We start from the raw sequence: 20,173 nt of genomic DNA on the forward strand, positions 1-20,173 counted from the left end.
CTCCTTTTCTCTCATTGGTCATGACTCTCATGACTGATCAGAATCTAAAGCAATCGGCTTGCTCTCTTTATTTCTAAACGGCCACTTCGTGATCGCTGGAGCAATTTGGATCAGGTCTGAAGCTCTCGCTTCAAACAGCTGATTTGGCTGAAAATCTTCAGTGCAAAGCGGAAAAGTTGGTCATAGATCTTATTCCAACATCCCTTCGAAATCTACAAAAAATCCAAAATGGCAACTTCCACCAAATTCCATTTCCATACTAAATTGTTCAAATTAATACTTAACACGTACGCTTAATTAACTATTAAGGTGTTCAAATATTAGTTTTAAAGTCCTCTCAATCTCTCTGCTGCTCAGATCCGCCCGCCGACCCTCTCAGCACTTCCAGCGCCCCATCAAATCACTTCCTCAAATCCCCCCATCTGCATCATTTTCCAATGAGCGGAGTAGGGCGCCCCGGCAGGAATTCCAGGCAAAAAAAAGCCCGCGAAGGCGGGCTTGATGGTGACCGACAGGGGCCATGGTTGAAGCCCGGCCGGTCATCTATTTGTGAAAGCGTGCAGCTTTTCTGTGAACCTACACGGGGTCAGAAATCCAGGTTCGAAACCGCCAGCGCATTGCTCTCGATGAAGTCACGGCGAGGTTCGACCGCATCACCCATCAGGGTGTTGAAGATCTGGTCTGCGCCAATGGCGTCTTCGATGGTGACTTTCAGCATGCGGCGCACGCTTGGGTCCATGGTGGTTTCCCACAGCTGATCCGGGTTCATTTCACCCAGACCTTTGTAGCGCTGGATGGTGTGGCGCTTGGTGCTTTCGGCCATCAGCCAGTCGAGGGCTTCCTTGAACTCGGTGACCGCTTTCTTGCGCTCGCCACGCTGGATGTACGCGCCTTCGTCGAGCAGGGTGCTCAGTTGAGCGCCGAGGGTGACGACAGTCTTGTAGTCGTTGCTGCCGAAGAAGTCGCGGTTGAAGGTGACGTAGTTCGACAGGCCGTGGGAGATCAGCTCGACCTCTGGCAGCCAAACGCCACGTTCACGATCTTCACGCAGGCTGGCCTTGTAGACCAGGCCCGACTTCTCGACGGTGCGCAGACGCACTTCGTACTGAGCCAGCCAGTCCTGCATCTTGGCGTGGTCGCCGAGCATCTCCAGGCTCACCGCCGGCAGGTAGATGAAGTGTTCGGTCAGTTCCTGCGGGTACAGGCGCGACAGACGCTTGAGGGTCTTCATCACCATGCGGAAGTCGTTCACCAGACGCTCGAGCGCTTCACCGGAAATGCCCGGAGCCTCTTCGTTCAGGTGCAGGCTCGCATCTTCCAGGGCCGACTGCGTCATGTACTCTTCCATGGCGTCGTCGTCTTTGATGTATTGCTCTTGCTTGCCTTTCTTGACCTTGTACAGCGGCGGCTGGGCGATGTAGATGTAGCCGCGCTCGATCAGCTCCGGCAACTGACGGAAGAAGAAGGTCAGCAGCAGGGTACGGATGTGCGAACCGTCGACGTCAGCATCGGTCATGATGATGATGTTGTGATAGCGCAGCTTGTCGATGTTGTACTCTTCGCGACCGATACCGCAGCCGAGTGCAGTGATCAGCGTGCCCACTTCCTGGGACGAGATCATCTTGTCGAAGCGTGCTTTCTCGACGTTGAGGATCTTGCCCTTCAGCGGCAGGATCGCCTGGGTCTTGCGGTTACGTCCCTGCTTGGCAGAGCCGCCCGCGGAGTCACCTTCCACGAGGTACAGTTCGGACAGCGCAGGATCTTTTTCCTGGCAGTCAGCGAGCTTGCCCGGCAGACCGGCAATGTCCAGCGCGCCTTTACGGCGGGTCATCTCACGGGCCTTGCGCGCCGCTTCACGGGCACGGGCCGCGTCGATCATCTTGCCGACGACCAGCTTGGCTTCGTTCGGGTTTTCCAGCAGGAAGTCGGAGAAGTACTTGCCCATCTCCTGCTCGACCGCAGTCTTCACTTCGGAAGACACCAGCTTGTCTTTGGTCTGCGAGCTGAACTTCGGATCCGGCACTTTCACCGAGATGATCGCGGTCAGGCCTTCACGGGCATCGTCACCGGTGGTCGCGACTTTGTGCTTCTTCGCCAGACCTTCCTGCTCGATATAGTTGTTCAGGTTACGCGTCAGTGCGGAACGGAAACCCACCAGGTGAGTACCGCCGTCGCGCTGCGGAATGTTGTTGGTGAAGCACAACAGGTTCTCGTTGAAGCTGTCGTTCCATTGCAGGGCGATTTCCACGCCGATGCCGTCTTCACGCTGGATGTTGAAGTGGAACACCTGGTTGACCGCAGTCTTGTTGGTGTTCAGATATTCAACGAACGCACGCAGGCCGCCTTCGTACTTGAACAGCTCTTCCTTGCCGCTGCGCTCGTCCTTGAGGACGATGCCGACACCGGAGTTGAGGAAGGACAGTTCACGAATGCGCTTGGCCAGAATGTCCCAGCTGAAGTGAATGTTCTTGAAGGTTTCGCTGGAAGCCTTGAAGTGGATCTGGGTGCCAGTGGTTTCGCTGTCGCCAACGATCGCCATCGGCGCCTGAGGTACACCGTGGACGTAGGTCTGTTCCCAGATCTTGCCGCTGCGGCGTACGGTCAGTACCAGCTCTTCGGACAGTGCGTTCACTACCGATACACCTACACCGTGCAGACCGCCGGATACCTTGTAGGAGTTATCGTCGAACTTACCGCCAGCGTGGAGGACGGTCATGATGACCTCGGCGGCGGAAACGCCTTCCTCTTTGTGCACGTCTACCGGGATGCCACGGCCGTTGTCTTTGACGGTGATGGACTCATCCGGGTGGATGATGATGCTGATGTCGTCGCAGTGGCCGGCGAGGGCTTCGTCGATCGAGTTGTCGACCACCTCGAACACCATGTGGTGCAGACCGCTGCCATCGTCGGTGTCACCAATGTACATACCGGGACGTTTGCGTACGGCATCCAGGCCTTTCAGCACTTTAATGCTCGTTGAGTCGTACGTATTTTCTTCGCTCAATGCCTTCACTCCCGATGGTCGTGGGTCTGGGTGATACGGCCCTGTTCCACGTGGAACAGAGCGACTGGCGTTTCCGTCTGCCAGCCTTCCCTCAATAATTCGTGATCTACACAGGTGATGAAAACCTGGCAGCGTAAGTCTTCCAGCAAGCGGCACAGCGCGCGACGGTGACTCTCGTCCAGCTCGGACGGCAAGTCATCCACCAGATAAATACACTGGCCGCGTCGGGCCTGGCTCACTAGATGCCCCTGGGCAATTCGCAAGGCACAAACCACCAGCTTCTGCTGACCCCGGGACAAGATGTCCGCGGCGTTGTGTGCGCCCAATCTAAGGCGCAAGTCAGCGCGTTGCGGTCCGGCCTGGGTATGACCCATTTGCTGGTCCCGTTGCACGGAGCCAGCCAGTACGGCACTCAATTCCCGGTCCTTGTCCCAGCCTCGGTAATAGCTGAGCGTCAAACCTTCAAGCTCAACCAGTTCGCTCAAGGTTTGTTCAAAGACTGGTTTCAAGGCTTTGATGTAAGCGCGGCGGTATTCATCGATTTCAGCGCTGGCCTGGCACAGCTCCCTGTCCCAAACCGCTTGCGAAACGGCGTCAAGTGTACCATGCCGCAGCCAGGAGTTTCTCTGGCGCAAGGCCTTCTGCAAACGCTGCCAGGTCGCCATGAAACGCGGTTCGACGTGGAACACGCCCCAATCGAGAAACTGCCGGCGAATCTTCGGCGCACCCTCGAGCAGGCGGAAGCTGTCGGGGTTGATCAGTTGCAATGGCAGGATCTCTGCCAGTTGCGCGGCACTGCGAGCGTTCTGCCCGTCGATGCGGATCTGGAACTCGCCCTGACGGTCGCGAGATATCCCCAACGCACTGTGGCCACCCTCGGCCAGTTCGACCTGACCGAACACCGTGCAGGCGAGTTGCTCGTACTGGATGACCGGTAACAGCCGCGTGCTACGAAACGAACGGGCAAGCCCCAGCAGATGAATGGCTTCCAGAACACTGGTTTTGCCGCTGCCGTTGGCGCCGTAAAGAATGTTGATGCGGGGGGAGGGGGAGAAGGTCACCGGGTGCAGATTGCGCACCGCGGTGACCGAAACACGACTTAAGGACATCCAGGATCAGCTGATTACAGACGCATCGGCATGACAACATAAGCCGAGTCGTCATTGTCGGACTCTTGCACCAGCGCACTGCTGTTGGAGTCGGACAGGATCAGGCGAACCTGTTCGGTGGTCATCACGCCCAGCACGTCGAGCAGGTAGCTCACGTTGAAGCCGATTTCCAGCGAACCGCCGTTGTATTCAACGCCCACTTCTTCTTCCGCTTCTTCCTGCTCCGGGTTGTTGGCCTGGATCTTCAACTGACCGTTGGCCAGTTGCAGACGGATGCCGCGGTATTTCTCGTTAGACAGAATCGCAGTACGGCTGAACGCTTCACGCAGGGCCTGACGATCGCCCAGTACCAGCTTGTCACCACCCTTCGGCAGAACGCGCTCATAGTCCGGGAACTTGCCGTCGACCAGCTTCGAGGTGAAGGTGAATTCGCCGGTGGTGGCGCGGATGTGGTGTTGACCCAGAACGATGCTGACGTTGCCATCCGGTTCGGTGAGCAGACGCGCCAGTTCCAGAATGCCTTTGCGTGGCACGATCACCTGGTGACGATCCGGCTGACCGATATCGGCCTGCATCGAGCACATGGCCAGACGGTGACCGTCGGTTGCCACGGCGCGGATCACACCGGCCGAGACTTCCAGCAGCATGCCGTTGAGGTAGTAGCGCACGTCCTGCTGGGCCATGGCGAAGCTGGTGCGTTCGATCAGGCGACGCAGTTTGCTCTGCTCCAGGCTGCAGGTCAGCGAACCCGGGCCTTCTTCAACCGTCGGGAAATCATTGGCGGGCAGGGTCGACAGGGTGAAACGGCTACGGCCGGCCTTCACGACCAGCTTCTGCTCGTCGACCTTGATGTCGATCAGCGCGTCGTTGGGCAGGCTCTTGCAGATGTCCATCAGCTTGCGCGCAGGCACGGTGATGGAGCCGGTTTCAGCCGGCTCTTCGAGTTGCACGCGACCGACCAGCTCGACTTCCAGATCGGTACCGGTCAGCGACAGTTGCTGGCCATCGACGACCAACAGCACGTTGGACAGTACCGGCAAGGTCTGTCGGCGCTCGACGACGCCTGCGACCAGTTGCAGGGGTTTCAACAGGGCTTCGCGTTGAATGGTGAAATGCATGGTCTAGTCCCTTGCCTTAATAAGCTGCGCTGGAGTTCATCAAGTGGTCAGTGTACGCAGCAGGTTCTTGTAGTCCTCGCGGATGTCCGCGTCGGATTCCTTAAGTTCGTTGATCTTGCGGCAGGCGTGCAACACCGTCGTGTGGTCGCGACCACCAAACACATCGCCGATTTCCGGCAGGCTGTGGTTGGTCAGTTCCTTGGACAATGCCATGGCCACCTGACGCGGGCGTGCCACCGAGCGCGAACGGCGCTTGGACAGCAGGTCGGAAATCTTGATCTTGTAGTACTCGGCGACAGTGCGCTGAATGTTATCCACAGAGACCAGTTTGTCCTGCAGTGCCAACAAGTCTTTCAGGGATTCGCGGATCAACTCGATGGTGATGTCGCGGCCCATGAAGTGCGAGTGGGCGATCACGCGTTTCAGCGCGCCTTCCAGCTCACGGACGTTGGAACGAATTCGTTGGGCGATGAAGAACGCCGCATCGTGAGGCAACTCGACTTTGGCCTGGTCGGCCTTCTTCATCAAGATCGCCACACGGGTTTCCAGCTCCGGCGGCTCGACGGCAACCGTCAGGCCCCAACCGAAGCGGGATTTGAGGCGCTCTTCAAGGCCTTCAATTTCTTTCGGGTAGCGGTCACTGGTAAGAATGACCTGCTGGCCACCTTCAAGCAGGGCGTTGAAGGTGTGGAAAAACTCTTCCTGGGAACGCTCTTTACGGGCGAAGAACTGAATATCGTCGATCAGCAGAGCGTCCACCGAACGATAGAAACGCTTGAACTCGTTGATCGCGTTCAGTTGCAGCGCCTTGACCATGTCGGCCACGAAGCGCTCGGAATGCAGGTACACAACCTTGGCATTCGGGTTCTTCTTTAATAAATGGTTACCCACTGCGTGCATCAAGTGAGTTTTACCCAGGCCGACGCCGCCATAAAGGAACAGCGGGTTGTAACCGTGCTTGGGATTGTCCGCCACCTGCCAGGCTGCCGCGCGGGCGAGCTGGTTGGACTTGCCTTCGACGAAATTCTCGAAGGTGAAGGTGCGGTTCAGGTAACTGGTGTGCTTGAGCGCGCCTTCGACCTGAACGGTGCGCTGTTCGGCGCGAACCGGGGCCTGTTGCGAGGCCGCACCGGCCATCGGGTCAAAGCTGTCGCGGGACGGCTCTTCACTGACTTCCTCGGTTTTCTGCGTCGAGCGCTTGGCCGGAGCTGCACTTGGAGCGGGTGCTGGCGCACTGGCCGGCACGGTATTGGCCTGGGACACCTGCGCAGCGGCCAACGGCGCGTTCGGCGCGGCACGCGGTGCCGAGCTGCGTTTGCTGCCTATTAATAAGGAAAGCGCTGGCGCCATGCCGTTGCCGTGCTCATCCAGCAGTTCAAGGACGCGACCGAGGTACTTTTCGTTGACCCAGTCCAGCACAAAACGGTTCGGTGCGTAGACGCGCAACTCGTCGCCTTCGGCTTCGACCTGTAGTGGACGGATCCAGGTGTTGAATTGTTGGGCAGGCAGCTCCTCGCGCAAAAGCTCCACGCACTGCTGCCAAAGTTCCACTGACACGGATATCCCCTAAGTTGAAAGCCGGTGAGGCAAAAACAAGCGGCCATTGTAGCGGCGAGCCGTCCACTTATCCACATGCAGGTTGTGTGGTGACCATGATTAATCAATGCGTTAACCGGTAAAAAGGCGACCAACGGTGTGTGCATAAGCTCTGTGGATAACCGCCTCTGAGGGCACTGGACAACTGGGGGTGGAACTCGGTGGATAACCAGCCTGTGGATAACAGGCCATTCCACACACAGGTTATCCGACAGCGCAGCACAGGCTGAACACGGTTTTCCACTGTAGTTGTCATTCTCTGTACATCCCGCTCTACAAGGGCTGAAGTTGGTTATCCACAGAAGACGGCTGCCCTAGCTTTTACAAGCTTTACAGAAAAGCTTTAAATAATTCCCTTCTTTATTTTTATGTCTGGCAAACAGGATTTCGCTTCCGCAAGCTCCAGAGATCTATTTATAAGGAAACGCTGGTTGGAAATTGACCTGAGGGCTTGCTTTCTCTAGAATCCCCGGTCTCTTAAAACGGGGGCCATTCCGGCCCGTTGTGGACGAACCAGGTAACACGACATGAAACGTACTTTCCAACCAAGCACTATCAAACGCGCTCGTACCCACGGTTTCCGTGCTCGCATGGCTACCAAGAACGGTCGCGCTGTCCTGTCGCGTCGTCGCGCCAAAGGTCGTGCGCGTCTGGCAGTTTGATAATCCGGTACTGGAGGTGAGTCAGGACTTCAGTCGGGAAAAGCGTCTGCTTACCCCCCGGCATTTCAAGGCAGTCTTTGACTCCCCTACCGGCAAGGTTCCGGGGAAAAATCTCCTGCTCCTTGCGCGCAACAACGATCTTGATCACCCCCGTCTCGGGCTGGTTATCGGAAAAAAGAGCGTAAAGCTCTCCGTTGAGCGCAATCGCCTCAAACGTCTGATGCGCGAATCGTTCCGTCTGCACCAGGATTCTCTGGTCGGCTGGGATATCGTTATCGTCGCGCGCAAAGGTTTGGGCGACGTAGAAAACCCCGAATTGATTCAGCATTTCGGCAAACTCTGGAAGCGTCTGGCCCGTAACAAGCCAGTTCCAGCAGTCAAAACCGAAACTGTAGGGGTAGACAGTCCAGATGCGTAAACTGGCACTCGTTCCGATCCAGTTTTATCGCTACGCCATTAGTCCTTTGATGGCCAGTCACTGTCGTTTCTACCCCAGTTGTTCTTGCTACGCGTATGAAGCCATCGAAAATCATGGCCTTCTGCGCGGTGGCTGGCTGGCCTTTCGTCGTTTAGGTCGCTGTCATCCGTGGAATCCCGGTGGTTATGACCCGGTTCCACCTATCCCTACCTCCCGTTCTTCTTCGATGGCCGAGTAATCATGGATATCAAACGCACGATCCTGATCGTCGCCCTGGCAATCGTGTCCTACGTTATGGTTCTTAAATGGAACCAGGACTATGGCCAGGCTGCCCTGCCGACTCAGAATGTTGCTTCCAGTACGACTGCATCCGGTTTGCCGGACACCGTTCCTGGCAATAACGCTTCCGCCAGTGACGATATTCCGCGTGCCGCAAGCGACACCAGCGCACCTGTGGAAACCCCGGTCGCTGCCAGCAAGGATCTGATCCAGGTCAAAACCGACGTGCTCGATCTGGCGATCGATCCCCAGGGCGGTGACGTTGCTCAACTGACTTTGCCACTGTATCCACGTCGTCAGGATCGTCCTGATGTACCGTTCCAGCTGTTCGACAACGGCGGCGAACGTACTTATCTGGCACAAAGCGGCCTGATCGGCACCAACGGTCCGGACGCAAGCCCGGCCGGTCGTCCGGTTTACGCCTCGGAGAAGAAAAGTTATCAACTGGCTGACGGTCAGGACCAATTGGTCGTCGACCTGAAGTTCAGCAAGGACGGCGTCAACTACATCAAGCGTTTCACCCTGAAACGCGGCCTGTATGACGTAACCGTGACCTACCTTGTGGATAACCAGAGCGCTCAGCCTTGGTCGGGTTCGATGTTCGCCCAACTGAAGCGCGACGCCAGTGCCGACCCTTCGTCGACCACCGCCACCGGCACCGCGACTTACCTGGGCGCCGCCCTGTGGACAAGTTCCGAGCCGTACAAGAAAGTGTCCATGAAAGACATGGACAAAGGTCAGCTCAAGGAAACCGTCACCGGTGGCTGGGTAGCTTGGCTGCAACACTACTTCGTGACTGCATGGGTTGCGCCGAAGGGCGAAAACAACATTGTTCAGACGCGTAAGGACAGCAAAGGCAACTACATCATCGGTTACACCGGTCCTTCGCTGACCGCTGCACCGGGTGCCAAAGTTGAAACCAGCGCCATTCTGTACGCCGGGCCGAAAAGCCAGGCCGTACTGAAACAGTTATCCCCAGGTCTGGAACTGACAGTCGACTACGGCATTCTGTGGTTCATCGCTCAGCCGATCTTCTGGTTGCTGCAACACATCCACGCGATCGTGGGTAACTGGGGCTGGTCGATCATCTTCCTGACCATGCTGATCAAAGGGATCTTCTTCCCGCTGTCGGCTGCCAGCTACAAATCCATGGCGCGCATGCGTGCCGTAGCACCGAAACTGGCTGCACTGAAAGAGCAACATGGCGATGACCGGCAGAAAATGTCGCAAGCCATGATGGAGCTGTACAAGAAAGAGAAGATCAATCCGCTGGGCGGTTGCTTGCCGATCCTCGTGCAGATGCCGGTTTTCCTTTCGCTGTACTGGGTTCTGCTGGAAAGCGTGGAAATGCGCCAGGCGCCGTTCATGCTGTGGATCACCGACCTGTCCATCAAGGATCCGTTCTTCATCCTGCCGATCATCATGGGCGCGACCATGTTCATTCAGCAGCGTCTGAACCCGACTCCGCCGGATCCGATGCAGGCGAAGGTCATGAAAATGATGCCAATCATCTTCACCTTCTTCTTCCTGTGGTTCCCTGCTGGTCTGGTGCTGTACTGGGTTGTGAACAACTGCCTGTCGATTGCCCAACAGTGGTACATCACGCGTAAGATCGAAGCGGCGACGAAAAAAGCCGAGGCGTAACTTACTCTGTGGATAACACCACTCAAAACGCCCCCTAGTGGGGCGTTTTGCTATCTGCCACTTTTGTCTGGATACCGGTTTATGAGCGTACCTCGTGAAACCATCGCTGCTGTCGCCACCGCTCAAGGTCGCGGCGGTGTCGGCATCGTCCGTATTTCCGGGCCGTTGGCCAGCGTTGCAGCCAAAGCCATCAGCGGCCGTGAACTGAAACCGCGTTACGCGCATTACGGTCCGTTTTTCAATGCTGATCAGCAGGTGTTGGACGAAGGACTGGCCCTGTATTTCCCGGGACCAAACTCGTTCACTGGCGAAGATGTGCTGGAGTTGCAGGGGCACGGTGGCCCGATTGTTCTGGACATGTTGCTCAAGCGTTGCCTGGAACTGGGTTGCCGTCTGGCCCGCCCCGGTGAATTCAGCGAGCGCGCGTTCCTCAACGACAAACTCGACCTGGCTCAGGCCGAGGCGATTGCCGATCTGATCGAAGCCAGTTCTGCACAGGCTGCACGCAATGCCTTGCGCTCACTGCAAGGGGCGTTTTCCCAGCGTGTGCATAACCTCACCGAACAACTGATCGGTCTGCGCATCTACGTCGAAGCCGCCATCGACTTCCCGGAAGAGGAAATCGATTTCCTGGCCGACGGTCACGTACTGAGCATGCTCGACAAGGTACGTGAAGAGTTATCCACCGTGCTGCGTGAAGCCGGGCAGGGTGCCTTGTTGCGAGATGGCATGACGGTGGTGATCGCCGGTCGTCCAAATGCCGGCAAGTCCAGCCTGTTGAATGCCCTGGCTGGCCGCGAAGCCGCGATCGTGACTGAAATTGCCGGCACCACCCGGGATATCCTGCGCGAACATATCCACATCGACGGCATGCCGTTGCACGTTGTGGACACTGCAGGTCTGCGCGACACCGACGATCAGGTGGAAAAGATCGGCGTCGAGCGTGCGTTGAAAGCGATCACTGAAGCGGATCGGGTGCTGCTGGTAGTCGATGCCACCGCGCCGGAAGCTGCAGATCCGTTTGCTCTGTGGCCAGAATTCCTCGAAACCCGGCCGGATCCGGCCAAGGTCACCTTGATCCGCAACAAGGCTGACTTGACAGGTGAGGCAATTGCCCTGGAAGTCAGCGACGATGGCCACGTGACCATAAGCCTTAGCGCCAAAGCCGCCGGCGAAGGTCTGGAGTTGTTGCGCGAACACCTCAAGGCCTGCATGGGCTATGAGCAAACCTCGGAAAGCAGCTTCAGTGCCCGTCGCCGGCATTTGGAGGCTCTGCGCCATGCCAGTGCAGCGCTGGAACACGGGCGTGCGCAGCTGACGCTGGCCGGCGCAGGAGAGCTGCTGGCCGAAGATTTGCGTCAGGCGCAGCACTCTCTGGGTGAAATCACCGGGGCATTCAGCTCCGATGACCTGCTTGGCCGGATCTTTTCCAGCTTCTGCATCGGTAAATGACCAAAGGGGCTGTGGACAATTTATCCACAGCCTCTTTTCGTTTCACCAGTTGTAAGACACCGTACCGAGTAAGGTGCGATCTTCGCCCCAATAGCAACGGCCAGCATCGTTGCATCCCGACACATATTCCTTGTCGAACAGGTTCTTGGCGTTCAGGTCGACGCTCCAGTGCGTGTCGATCTGATAACCGATGGCCGCATCCACCAATGTGACATCGCCGGCATCCAGCTTGCCGTATAGCGAAGGCGAGGTGTAGGCGAAGGCACTGTCGAAGTAACGCACGCCGCCACCCACGTACAAACCTTTCAAATCGCCATCGAGGAAACGGTACTTGGTCCAGACCGACGCCTGATTACGTGGCACGCCGGTCATCTGGTGGCCTTTGACCAACGAGGTCGCCGCGTCTTTGGTAATCCGCGCGTCGGTGTAGGTGTACGCCGCAGTCACATTGAGGTTCTGGGTCAGATTGCTGTTGAGTTCCAGCTCCACGCCTTTGGAACGGCTTTCGCCGACCTGGCGATAGGTCGATGTGGTCGAGTCGAAGTAGGTGTCGTCCTTTTTCCGCAGGTCATACACCGACGCGGTGAACGCGGTATCCCAGCCGATCGGTTCGTACTTGAGGCCCACTTCGTATTGGCTGCTGGTGATCGGATCGAGCGGCGCGCCGGCATTGGATATCTGCTGCACCGGCACGAACGAGGTGGAATAGCTGACATACGGCGTCATGCCGTTGTCGAACTGGTACATCACGCCGCCCTGGTAGGTGAACTTCTTGTCCTCGGAACTGATGTTGCTGCCCTTGGCCACTTTGTCGCGGAAATCACTGTCGACCCAGTCCTGGCGCCCGCCGAGCAAGAACAACCAGTGGTCATATTTGCTCTGGATCTGGGCATAAACACCTTTCATCTGTTGTTCGAGCAGGGTGTTCTGCACCGCAATCGGTGTAGTCGGATCGCGCAAGTAAACCGGGTCGTAGATATCGATTGGCCCGACGATGCCAGCATTCCAGTCCTGATTGAACGAAGTGCGGTCGTAGCTGGCGCCGAACAGCACGGTGTTTTCCAGCTCGCCGACCTGGAATTTGCCTTCCAGTTGGTTATCCAGCGAATACACCATGGATTTGTTGAAGCGATCGTACGCGGTCATGTTCAGGCGCGTGCCGAACCCGGCGTTGTTCAGGTTGCCGGGCCAGGTCTCGTGGCGGGTGATTCGCGACTGCATGTAGCGCGAATTCTGGCGGAACTGCCAGTCATCGTTGAAGGAATGGCTGAACTCATAACCGGTGCTCCAGGTTTCCCGTTCGAAGGTGTTCCAGTCCGAATCACCAAGCATGGTGCCTTTGGATAGCTTGCCGTTGGGATTGCTCAGCAATGTGCCGGCCGCCGGCAGACCCAGTTCCATATTGGTGTGATCTTTCTGGTAGTTGGCCAGCAGGGTCAGGGTGTTGAAGTCGTCGAAATTCAGGGTCAGCGACGGGGCGATGTAAATGCGGTCATCCGGTACGTGATCGGTCTGGGTGTCTGACTTGCGTCCGAGCATCACCACTCGTCCCAACACATTGCCGCTGTCGTTGAGTGGCCCGGACACATCGATGCCAATCTGCCGGCGATTATTCGAGCCATAACCCAGTTGCACTTCGCCGCGTGGAGCTGCGGTCGGCCGCTTGCTCACCAGATTCACCAGGCCGCCCGGTGCGTTTTCCCCATAGAGCAAGGACGATGGTCCGCGGAAAATTTCCACGCGCTCCAAACCGTAAGGTTCGGTGCTGGTGTCATAACGGTTGCCTTGCACGCGAAGTCCATCGCGCAACAGGCCGTAGCCGTAATCGGTGGCGTTGAAACCACGAATGAAAAACAGATCGCCGGCCAGGCTGTCGCCCGCTGCAAACGGTGGGGCGAAGATGCCGGGAACGTAGCCGAGTACCTCGGTGAGCGTCTGAGATTTCTGATCTTTCATGCGCTGGGCGGTCACCACCGATACCGAACGCGGCGTTTCCGACAACGGCGTGCTGGTTTTCGTACCGATCCGGCTGTTCTGCGCCCTATAGCCGACGTCGGCGGCGTAATCCAGATCCATCGGATTGGCCAATTGCCCGTTGATGTTGGTCGGGGCCAGCTCCAGCAAATCACCATTGGGCAGCGCCTGCAGAATGTAGCTACCCGGCGCTTGGGGTACGGCTTGCAAACCTGAGCCTTGCAGCAGTTGGGCGAATCCCTGTTCGACGGTGAAGTTGCCGTTCAGTCCGGTACTGCGTAAACGGTTGGTCTGCTGCGGCGAGAACGACAGAATCACGTTTGCAGTGGAGGCGAATTGGCTCAAAGCATTGTCCAGCGGGCCGGCAACAATGGTGTAGCGCTGCGCGACCGTTGCCGCGAAGGCGTTATTGGTCATTGCCAGGCAGGACGCGGCACTGGTCATCAGTAGGCTGTAGGCAATGCAGTGGTGGGAAAAACGCTGACGGAACGTGGGAAGACGCATGTGTGGATAAGCCCTGAAGGTGGCGAAGAGCCGCGTTTATCGCGATTACCTGAAGGGCCGGGTCAGGACAAAAAAAGATAACCCTGCTTTCGATTTTTTTCCCCAGGAGATTTTCAATCAGACGCTATGGCTGATCGAGACCCAGTAACGGGTGAAGTAGCGGACGTTGATCGGTAACAAGGCCTGAAGATTGGCCAGCACGGCATCGGTGGAATCGAGCCGAAAGGTGCCGGATACGCGTAGATCCCAGGCACGACTATCGCAGTGCATAACACCGCTGCGATAACGCCCCAGCTCTTCGATTACCTCGCCCAGCCGCGCATCGAGCACAATCAGCTGGCCATTGGTCCAGGCCACTGCCGAGGATTCGAAGGGTTGAATGAGCCCGATATGCCGACTATCGAAATCCGCACCTTCGCCTGCTTTCAAGATCATCGCGCGCGTTGATTGATCAGCGGGTTGCACGCTGACCCGATCTTCCAGTACGCCAACCCGCGTTGAGCCCGACAACTTATGCACAGAAAAACGGGTACCCAACGCTTGAATTCGGCCATCCCCGGTTTCGACCAAAAACGGCCGCTGATCGCCGAGCTTGCCGGTCTGAATGAGGACTTCACCCGAGCGCAAACGAATCAGCCGTTGCGTTGCGTCGAAAGACACATCGATGGCCGTATCGGTATTGAGCTGGATCTGGCTGCCATCCGCCAATGAGATGTTGCGACGCTGGCCAACGCCGGTTTTGTAATCAGCCCAGGCATTTCCAAGGGAGGTATGTTGTTGGGCGTTCCAGCCAAGGATCCCCGTCCCTGTCGCGAGCAGTAATAATTTCAGGATCTGGCGCCTTTGTTGGCCGGTATTCAGTGCGCGACGTTTCAAATCCAGCGGCAAAGTGCCGAGCTGACGCTGCAGTTGTTCCATCTGGTTCCAGGCCGCCAGATGCGCTGGATCACTATCTATCCACAGCTGCCAGGCTTTTTGATCGGCGAGAGTCGGCGGATCGGCCTGAAACTGCACGTACCAACTGGCAGCCGCTTCGAAAACCTTGCGGTTCGGTGCAGTGGGCATCAACGCTGCGCCATGATCAGGGCACATTCCGTCAGGGCGCGGATCATGTGCTTCTTTACTGTGGTCAGGGAAACCTGCAACTGCGCAGCGATCTGTTGATAAGTCAAACCGTCGATCTGCGAAAGCATGAAGATCTTCTGGGTTCGCGCGCCCAGACCGGCCAAGGCTTTATCCACAGCGATCAGGGTTTCGATGATCAGCGCCTTGTCTTCTTCGCTGATGGCGGTGGCTTCTGGTCGAGCAGCCAAGGTCTGCAAGTAGACAACTTCGATGGCCTGTCTTCGATAGCGATCAATGACGAGGCCGCGTGCAATGGTCGCCAGATAATCCCGCGGTTCGCGAATCTGCGACGCATTACGTGCCGCGAGGATCCGCACGAAAGTGTCATGCGCGACATCGGCAGCATCGCAGGCGTCGTGCAGTTTGCCCTTGAGCCATCCATACAGCCACGAATGGTGTTGCTCGTAGATTTGCTCGATCGCAGCATGATGGGCGGGTAGGGACATGGGAGAAACTGACGAGTTAATGATAATGGCTATTATTAGCCTCTGTTACGTTCTCTCACAATAGCCCCGTCACATCCCACCATCGACTTCATGCTCGTCTCCGATCTCTCGGTGGCGTTTTACTGCGTCCTGAAAAAACCGTCTGGTTGAATTTCTGTGGATTAAGCCCTGTGAATAACTGCCACTGAGGTCAGTTGATAACAGGGCGTGAAAACTGGATATAACTACCTCTGTGGATAACCACCCCATTCATCCACAGGCTTAAACCGGTTATCCAAGGGCCTCCTGAGGACCTGATAACAGGGTTTTGAAACCCTGTACACATTGAATAATAAGGCCTGTAGCAATCTATCCACAGAAAGGTCGGTCAGTAAGAATAAGCATTAAAACAAAGGTTTTATAAATTTCTCTCTTTTTTATTCTTTTAACCTCGAGTTCTCCACAGCTGGTTAAATTTTGTGCAAAGGGTTCTTTAGGAAGGGCGAAGTCCCTATACTTGTCGACCAGGTCCAGAAACCTGATCTCAAACTATTCCTGAATACCTACTTAAGCAGGCACGAGGTGCGTGGTGGATTTCCCTTCCCGTTTTGAAGTGATCGTCATCGGCGGCGGTCATGCCGGTACCGAGGCAGCACTGGCCTCAGCACGTATGGGGGCAAAAACCCTGTTGCTGACGCATAACGTGGAAACCCTCGGTGCCATGAGCTGCAACCCGGCCATCGGTGGCATTGGCAAAAGCCATCTGGTCAAGGAAATCGACGCCCTCGGCGGCGCGATGGCCATGGCTACCGATCTGGGCGGCATCCAGTTTCGCGTATTGAACAGCCGCAAAGGTCCGGCCGTACGGGCGACCCGTGCGCAAGCCGACCGCATTCTGTACAAGGCCGCTGTCCGCGAAATTCTGGAAAACCAACCGAACCTGTGGATATTTCAACAGGCCGCTGACGACCTGATCGTCGAGCAAGAGCAGGTACGTGGTGTTGTCACGCAAATGGGTCTGCGGTTTTTCGCCGATTCCGTGGTATTGACCACTGGTACCTTCCTCGGTGGACTTATCCACATCGGTTTGCAGAATTTCTCCGGCGGTCGTGCCGGTGACCCGCCGTCGATTGCCCTGGCACATCGTCTGCGTGAACTGCCGCTGCGTGTTGGTCGCCTGAAAACTGGTACGCCACCGCGCATTGACGGCAAGTCTGTGGATTTCTCGGTGATGACCGAGCAACCGGGCGACACGCCGATCCCGGTCATGTCGTTCATGGGCAACAAGGAACAGCATCCGCGCCAGGTCAGTTGCTGGATTACCCACACCAACGCCCGCACCCACGAAATCATCGCGGCGAACCTCGACCGTTCGCCGATGTATTCCGCCGCCGGCGAAATCGAGGGCATCGGCCCGCGCTACTGCCCGTCGATCGAAGACAAGATCCATCGTTTTGCCGACAAGGAAAGCCATCAGGTGTTCATCGAGCCGGAAGGCCTGACCACCCATGAGCTGTACCCGAACGGGATATCCACAAGCTTGCCGTTCGACGTGCAATTGCAGATCGTGCAATCGATCCGCGGCATGGAAAACGCGCACATCGTGCGTCCGGGTTATGCGATCGAGTACGACTACTTCGACCCGCGTGACCTGAAATACAGCCTGGAAACCAAAGTCATCGGCGGTCTGTTCTTCGCTGGTCAGATCAACGGCACCACCGGTTACGAAGAAGCCGGTGCGCAAGGTTTGCTCGCCGGGGCCAACGCCGCGCTGCGTGCCAAGGGCAAAGAAGCCTGGTGCCCGCGTCGCGATGAGGCGTACATCGGCGTGCTGGTCGACGACCTGATCACCCTCGGTACCCAAGAGCCGTACCGCATGTTCACTTCCCGTGCCGAGTACCGCCTGATTCTGCGCGAGGACAACGCCGACCTGCGTTTGACCGAAAAAGGTCGTGAACTGGGTCTGGTCGATGACGCGCGTTGGGAGGCCTTCTGCAAGAAACGCGAAAGCATCGAACTCGAAGAGCAGCGCCTGAAGAGCACCTGGGTTCGCCCGGGCACCCAGCAGGGCGATGCGATTGCGGAAAAATTCGGCACGCCGCTGACTCACGAATACAACTTGCTCAACCTCTTGAGCCGTCCGGAAATCGACTACGCTGGTCTGGTCGAAGTGACCGGGCAGGGCGCTGAAGATCCACAGGTCGCCGAACAGGTTGAAATCAAGACCAAATACGCCGGTTACATCGACCGTCAACAGGACGAAATCGCCCGTCTGCGCGCCAGTGAAGACACGAAATTGCCTGTGGATATCGATTACACCAACATTTCCGGTCTCTCCAAGGAGATTCAGAGCAAGCTCGGTGCCACGCGTCCGGAGACGCTCGGCCAGGCTTCGCGGATCCCGGGCGTGACCCCGGCAGCGATTTCGCTGTTGATGATTCATTTGAAAAAACGCGGCGCGGGCCGTCAGTTGGAGCAAAGCGCTTGAGTTCTAAGGTCACTTCGCAACACGCCGAAGAGTTATCCACAGGAGCCCGCGAGCTCGGTGTCAATCTCAGCGCAGCCCAGCACGAATTGCTGCTGGGTTACCTGGCCCTGTTGATCAAATGGAACCAGGCCTACAACCTGACTGCAGTGCGCGATCCTGATGAAATGGTTTCGCGGCATCTGCTCGATAGCTTGAGCGTGATGTCGTTCATCGAAAACGGCCGTTGGCTCGATGTTGGCAGTGGCGGCGGCATGCCCGGCATTCCGCTGGCGATCCTGTATCCGGACTCGCAAGTGACCTGTCTGGACAGCAACGGCAAGAAAACCCGCTTCCTGACTCAGGTCAAACTCGAACTCAAACTGGATAACCTGCAAGTTATCCACAGTCGCGTCGAAGCCTTCCAGCCTGCCCAGCCATTCAACGGGATCATTTCCCGGGCTTTCAGCAGTATGGAGAACTTCACCAACTGGACTCGCCACCTCGGCGATGCCGACACGCGCTGGCTGGCAATGAAGGGCGTTCATCCGGCCGATGAGCTGGTAGCATTGCCGGCAGACTTCAAACTCGATAGCGAACACGCCCTGGCCGTACCCGGTTGCCAAGGCCAACGCCATCTGCTGATACTGCGCCGCACGGCATGATTGGGAACACAAGCAAGAATGGCTAAGGTATTCGCGATAGCGAACCAGAAGGGTGGTGTGGGCAAGACCACCACCTGCATCAACCTCGCAGCATCCCTGGTCGCGACCAAGCGCCGGGTGCTGTTGATCGATCTCGATCCACAGGGCAACGCCACCATGGGTAGCGGTGTGGATAAACATGGCCTGGAGAACTCGGTCTACGACCTGCTGATCGGCGAATGCGATCTGGCCCAGGCCATGCACTACTCCGAGCACGGCGGTTATCAATTGCTGCCGGCCAACCGCGACCTGACCGCGGCAGAAGTGGTGCTGCTGGAAATGCAGATGAAGGAAAGCCGTCTGCGCAGCGCGCTGGCGCCGATCCGTGAAAACTACGATTACATTTTGATCGACTGCCCGCCGTCGCTGTCAATGCTCACATTGAACGCACTGGTCGCTGCTGACGGGGTGATTATCCCCATGCAGTGCGAATACTTTGCGCTCGAAGGCTTGAGCGACCTTGTGGATAACATCAAGCGCATCGCCGAACTGCTGAACCCCAACCTCAAGGTCGAAGGTCTGCTGCGCACCATGTACGACCCGCGGCTGAGCCTGATGAACGATGTTTCGGCGCAGCTCAAGGAACACTTTGGCGAGCAGCTGTACGACACGGTGATCCCGCGCAACATCCGCCTGGCCGAAGCACCGAGCTACGGTATGCCGGCACTGGCCTACGACAAGCAATCGCGCGGCGCGCTGGCTTATTTGGCCCTGGCGGGCGAGATGGTTCGCCGTCAGCGCAAAAATTCACGCATCGCCGCTGCCCAGCCAACTTAAGGAATCCCCATGGCCGTCAAGAAACGAGGTCTCGGACGTGGACTGGATGCACTGCTGAGTGGTCCGACCGTCAGCGCGCTGGAAGAACAGGCGGCGCAGGCCGATACCCGTGAACTGCAGCACCTGCCGCTGGATCTGCTGCAGCGTGGCAAATACCAGCCACGCCGCGACATGGATCCGCAAGCGCTGGAAGAGCTGGCGCAGTCGATCAAGGCACAAGGCGTGATGCAGCCGATCGTGGTGCGCCCGATTGGCGGTGGCCGCTTCGAAATCATCGCCGGTGAACGCCGCTGGCGCGCCAGCCAGCAGGCCGGCCAGGAAACCATCCCGGCGATGGTCCGTGATGTGCCGGATGAGACCGCGATCGCCATTGCGCTGATCGAGAACATCCAGCGTGAAGACCTGAACCCGATTGAGGAAGCCGTCGCCTTGCAGCGACTGCAGCAGGAATTCCAGCTCACTCAACAACAGGTTGCCGAGGCTGTGGGTAAGTCCCGCGTGACTGTGGCTAACCTGTTGCGACTTATTGCACTGCCGGAAGTCATCAAGACCATGCTGTCCCACGGTGACCTGGAAATGGGTCATGCCCGTGCTTTGCTCGGTCTGCCGGACAACCAGCAGGTGGAAGGGGCGCGACATGTTGTCGCACGCGGCCTGACTGTGCGCCAAACCGAGGCACTGGTTCGTCAGTGGTTGAGTGGCAAACCGGAGCCTGTGGAAGCGGCCAAACCCGACCCGGATATCGCCCGGCTCGAACAGCGTCTGGCCGAGCGCCTAGGCTCTGCGGTGCAGATTCGCCACGGCAAGAAGGGAAAAGGTCAGTTGGTCATCGGTTACAACTCCCTCGATGAGCTTCAAGGTGTGCTCGCACACATCCGCTGAAACATTTCCTCATGTAGCGCGCAGTCGGAAATCACT

At 57.4% G+C, this 20,173-nt stretch carries 16 protein-coding genes; 9 read left to right on the top strand and 7 right to left on the bottom strand.

Translation table 11 applies throughout. From position 1 onward, the window contains the following. Nucleotides 1–586 precede the first annotated feature (586 nt). The 4 genes from gyrB to dnaA are packed head-to-tail and all read right to left on the bottom strand — an operon-like array spanning nt 587 to nt 6,788. Entirely contained in the window at nt 587–3,004 is a 2,418-nt protein-coding gene (gene gyrB / locus V3W27_RS00735) for a DNA topoisomerase (ATP-hydrolyzing) subunit B (protein ID WP_007960764.1), read from the bottom strand. Between the two features lie 5 nt (nt 3,005–3,009). Continuing rightward, nucleotides 3,010–4,113 (bottom strand): DNA replication/repair protein RecF, encoded by a 1,104-nt coding sequence (gene recF, locus V3W27_RS00740; protein ID WP_003220208.1) that lies wholly within the window; start codon nt 4,111–4,113, stop codon nt 3,010–3,012. Nucleotides 4,114–4,127: 14 nt separating this feature from the next. Beyond that, a complete protein-coding gene (gene dnaN / locus V3W27_RS00745; protein ID WP_003220202.1) occupies nt 4,128–5,231 on the bottom strand; it encodes a DNA polymerase III subunit beta in 1,104 nt (367 codons plus the stop codon). A gap of 39 nt (nt 5,232–5,270) precedes the next feature. Next, nucleotides 5,271–6,788: a chromosomal replication initiator protein DnaA gene (gene dnaA / locus V3W27_RS00750; RefSeq protein ID WP_330205730.1), complete on the bottom strand. Its 1,518-nt coding sequence runs from the start codon at nt 6,786–6,788 to the stop codon at nt 5,271–5,273. A 566-nt stretch (nt 6,789–7,354) separates the two neighbouring features. Between dnaA and rpmH the strand changes: the two genes are divergently transcribed. The 5 genes from rpmH to mnmE all read left to right on the top strand — a co-directional run bounded on the left by rpmH (nt 7,355) and on the right by mnmE (nt 11,282). Further along, the gene (rpmH, locus tag V3W27_RS00755) at nt 7,355–7,489 is read left to right on the top strand and encodes a 50S ribosomal protein L34 (RefSeq protein WP_003213577.1); all 135 of its coding nucleotides are present in this window, start codon (nt 7,355–7,357) and stop codon (nt 7,487–7,489) included. Between the two features lie 16 nt (nt 7,490–7,505). Then, complete coding sequence (gene rnpA, locus V3W27_RS00760) at nt 7,506–7,907, top strand: ribonuclease P protein component (protein WP_011336726.1); 402 nt, start codon at nt 7,506–7,508, stop codon at nt 7,905–7,907. Further along, a complete protein-coding gene (yidD, locus tag V3W27_RS00765; protein WP_080761984.1) occupies nt 7,900–8,145 on the top strand; it encodes a membrane protein insertion efficiency factor YidD in 246 nt (81 codons plus the stop codon). Before rnpA ends, yidD begins: the two co-directional genes overlap by 8 nt. A 2-nt stretch (nt 8,146–8,147) precedes the next feature. Further along, a complete protein-coding gene (yidC, locus tag V3W27_RS00770) occupies nt 8,148–9,830 on the top strand; it encodes a membrane protein insertase YidC (RefSeq protein WP_027610285.1) in 1,683 nt (560 codons plus the stop codon). A gap of 81 nt (nt 9,831–9,911) precedes the next feature. Further along, the gene (gene mnmE / locus V3W27_RS00775) at nt 9,912–11,282 is read left to right on the top strand and encodes a tRNA uridine-5-carboxymethylaminomethyl(34) synthesis GTPase MnmE (RefSeq protein WP_330205731.1); all 1,371 of its coding nucleotides are present in this window, start codon (nt 9,912–9,914) and stop codon (nt 11,280–11,282) included. A gap of 42 nt (nt 11,283–11,324) precedes the next feature. Here mnmE and V3W27_RS00780 read toward each other — a convergent pair whose 3' ends face one another. The 3 genes from V3W27_RS00780 to V3W27_RS00790 all read right to left on the bottom strand — a co-directional run bounded on the left by V3W27_RS00780 (nt 11,325) and on the right by V3W27_RS00790 (nt 15,331). Further along, entirely contained in the window at nt 11,325–13,760 is a 2,436-nt protein-coding gene (locus tag V3W27_RS00780) for a TonB-dependent siderophore receptor (protein WP_330205732.1), read from the bottom strand. A gap of 117 nt (nt 13,761–13,877) precedes the next feature. Next, a complete protein-coding gene (locus V3W27_RS00785) occupies nt 13,878–14,825 on the bottom strand; it encodes a FecR domain-containing protein (RefSeq protein WP_247267117.1) in 948 nt (315 codons plus the stop codon). Then, nucleotides 14,825–15,331 (bottom strand): sigma-70 family RNA polymerase sigma factor, encoded by a 507-nt coding sequence (locus tag V3W27_RS00790; protein ID WP_247267118.1) that lies wholly within the window; start codon nt 15,329–15,331, stop codon nt 14,825–14,827. The genes V3W27_RS00785 and V3W27_RS00790 overlap by 1 nt, the downstream gene beginning before the upstream one ends. 568 nt (nt 15,332–15,899) lie before the next feature. On the opposite strand from V3W27_RS00790, the gene mnmG reads away from it, so the two are divergent. Genes mnmG through V3W27_RS00810 form a run of 4 tightly spaced genes read left to right on the top strand, consistent with a single transcriptional unit; the run spans nt 15,900 to nt 20,137 of the window. Continuing rightward, nucleotides 15,900–17,798 (top strand): tRNA uridine-5-carboxymethylaminomethyl(34) synthesis enzyme MnmG, encoded by a 1,899-nt coding sequence (gene mnmG, locus V3W27_RS00795; RefSeq protein WP_247267119.1) that lies wholly within the window; start codon nt 15,900–15,902, stop codon nt 17,796–17,798. After that, nucleotides 17,795–18,439, top strand: coding sequence for a 16S rRNA (guanine(527)-N(7))-methyltransferase RsmG (gene rsmG, locus V3W27_RS00800; protein ID WP_003229789.1), 645 nt, complete (start codon nt 17,795–17,797; stop codon nt 18,437–18,439). Before mnmG ends, rsmG begins: the two co-directional genes overlap by 4 nt. 18 nt (nt 18,440–18,457) lie before the next feature. After that, a complete protein-coding gene (locus V3W27_RS00805) occupies nt 18,458–19,255 on the top strand; it encodes a ParA family protein (RefSeq protein ID WP_003229787.1) in 798 nt (265 codons plus the stop codon). Nucleotides 19,256–19,264: 9 nt separating this feature from the next. Then, nucleotides 19,265–20,137, top strand: coding sequence for a ParB/RepB/Spo0J family partition protein (locus tag V3W27_RS00810; protein WP_007960777.1), 873 nt, complete (start codon nt 19,265–19,267; stop codon nt 20,135–20,137). Nucleotides 20,138–20,173: the final 36 nt, after the last annotated feature.

It is taken from the genome of Pseudomonas sp. AM14(2022) (assembly GCF_036346455.1).
GTDB lineage: Bacteria > Pseudomonadota > Gammaproteobacteria > Pseudomonadales > Pseudomonadaceae > Aquipseudomonas > Aquipseudomonas putida_A.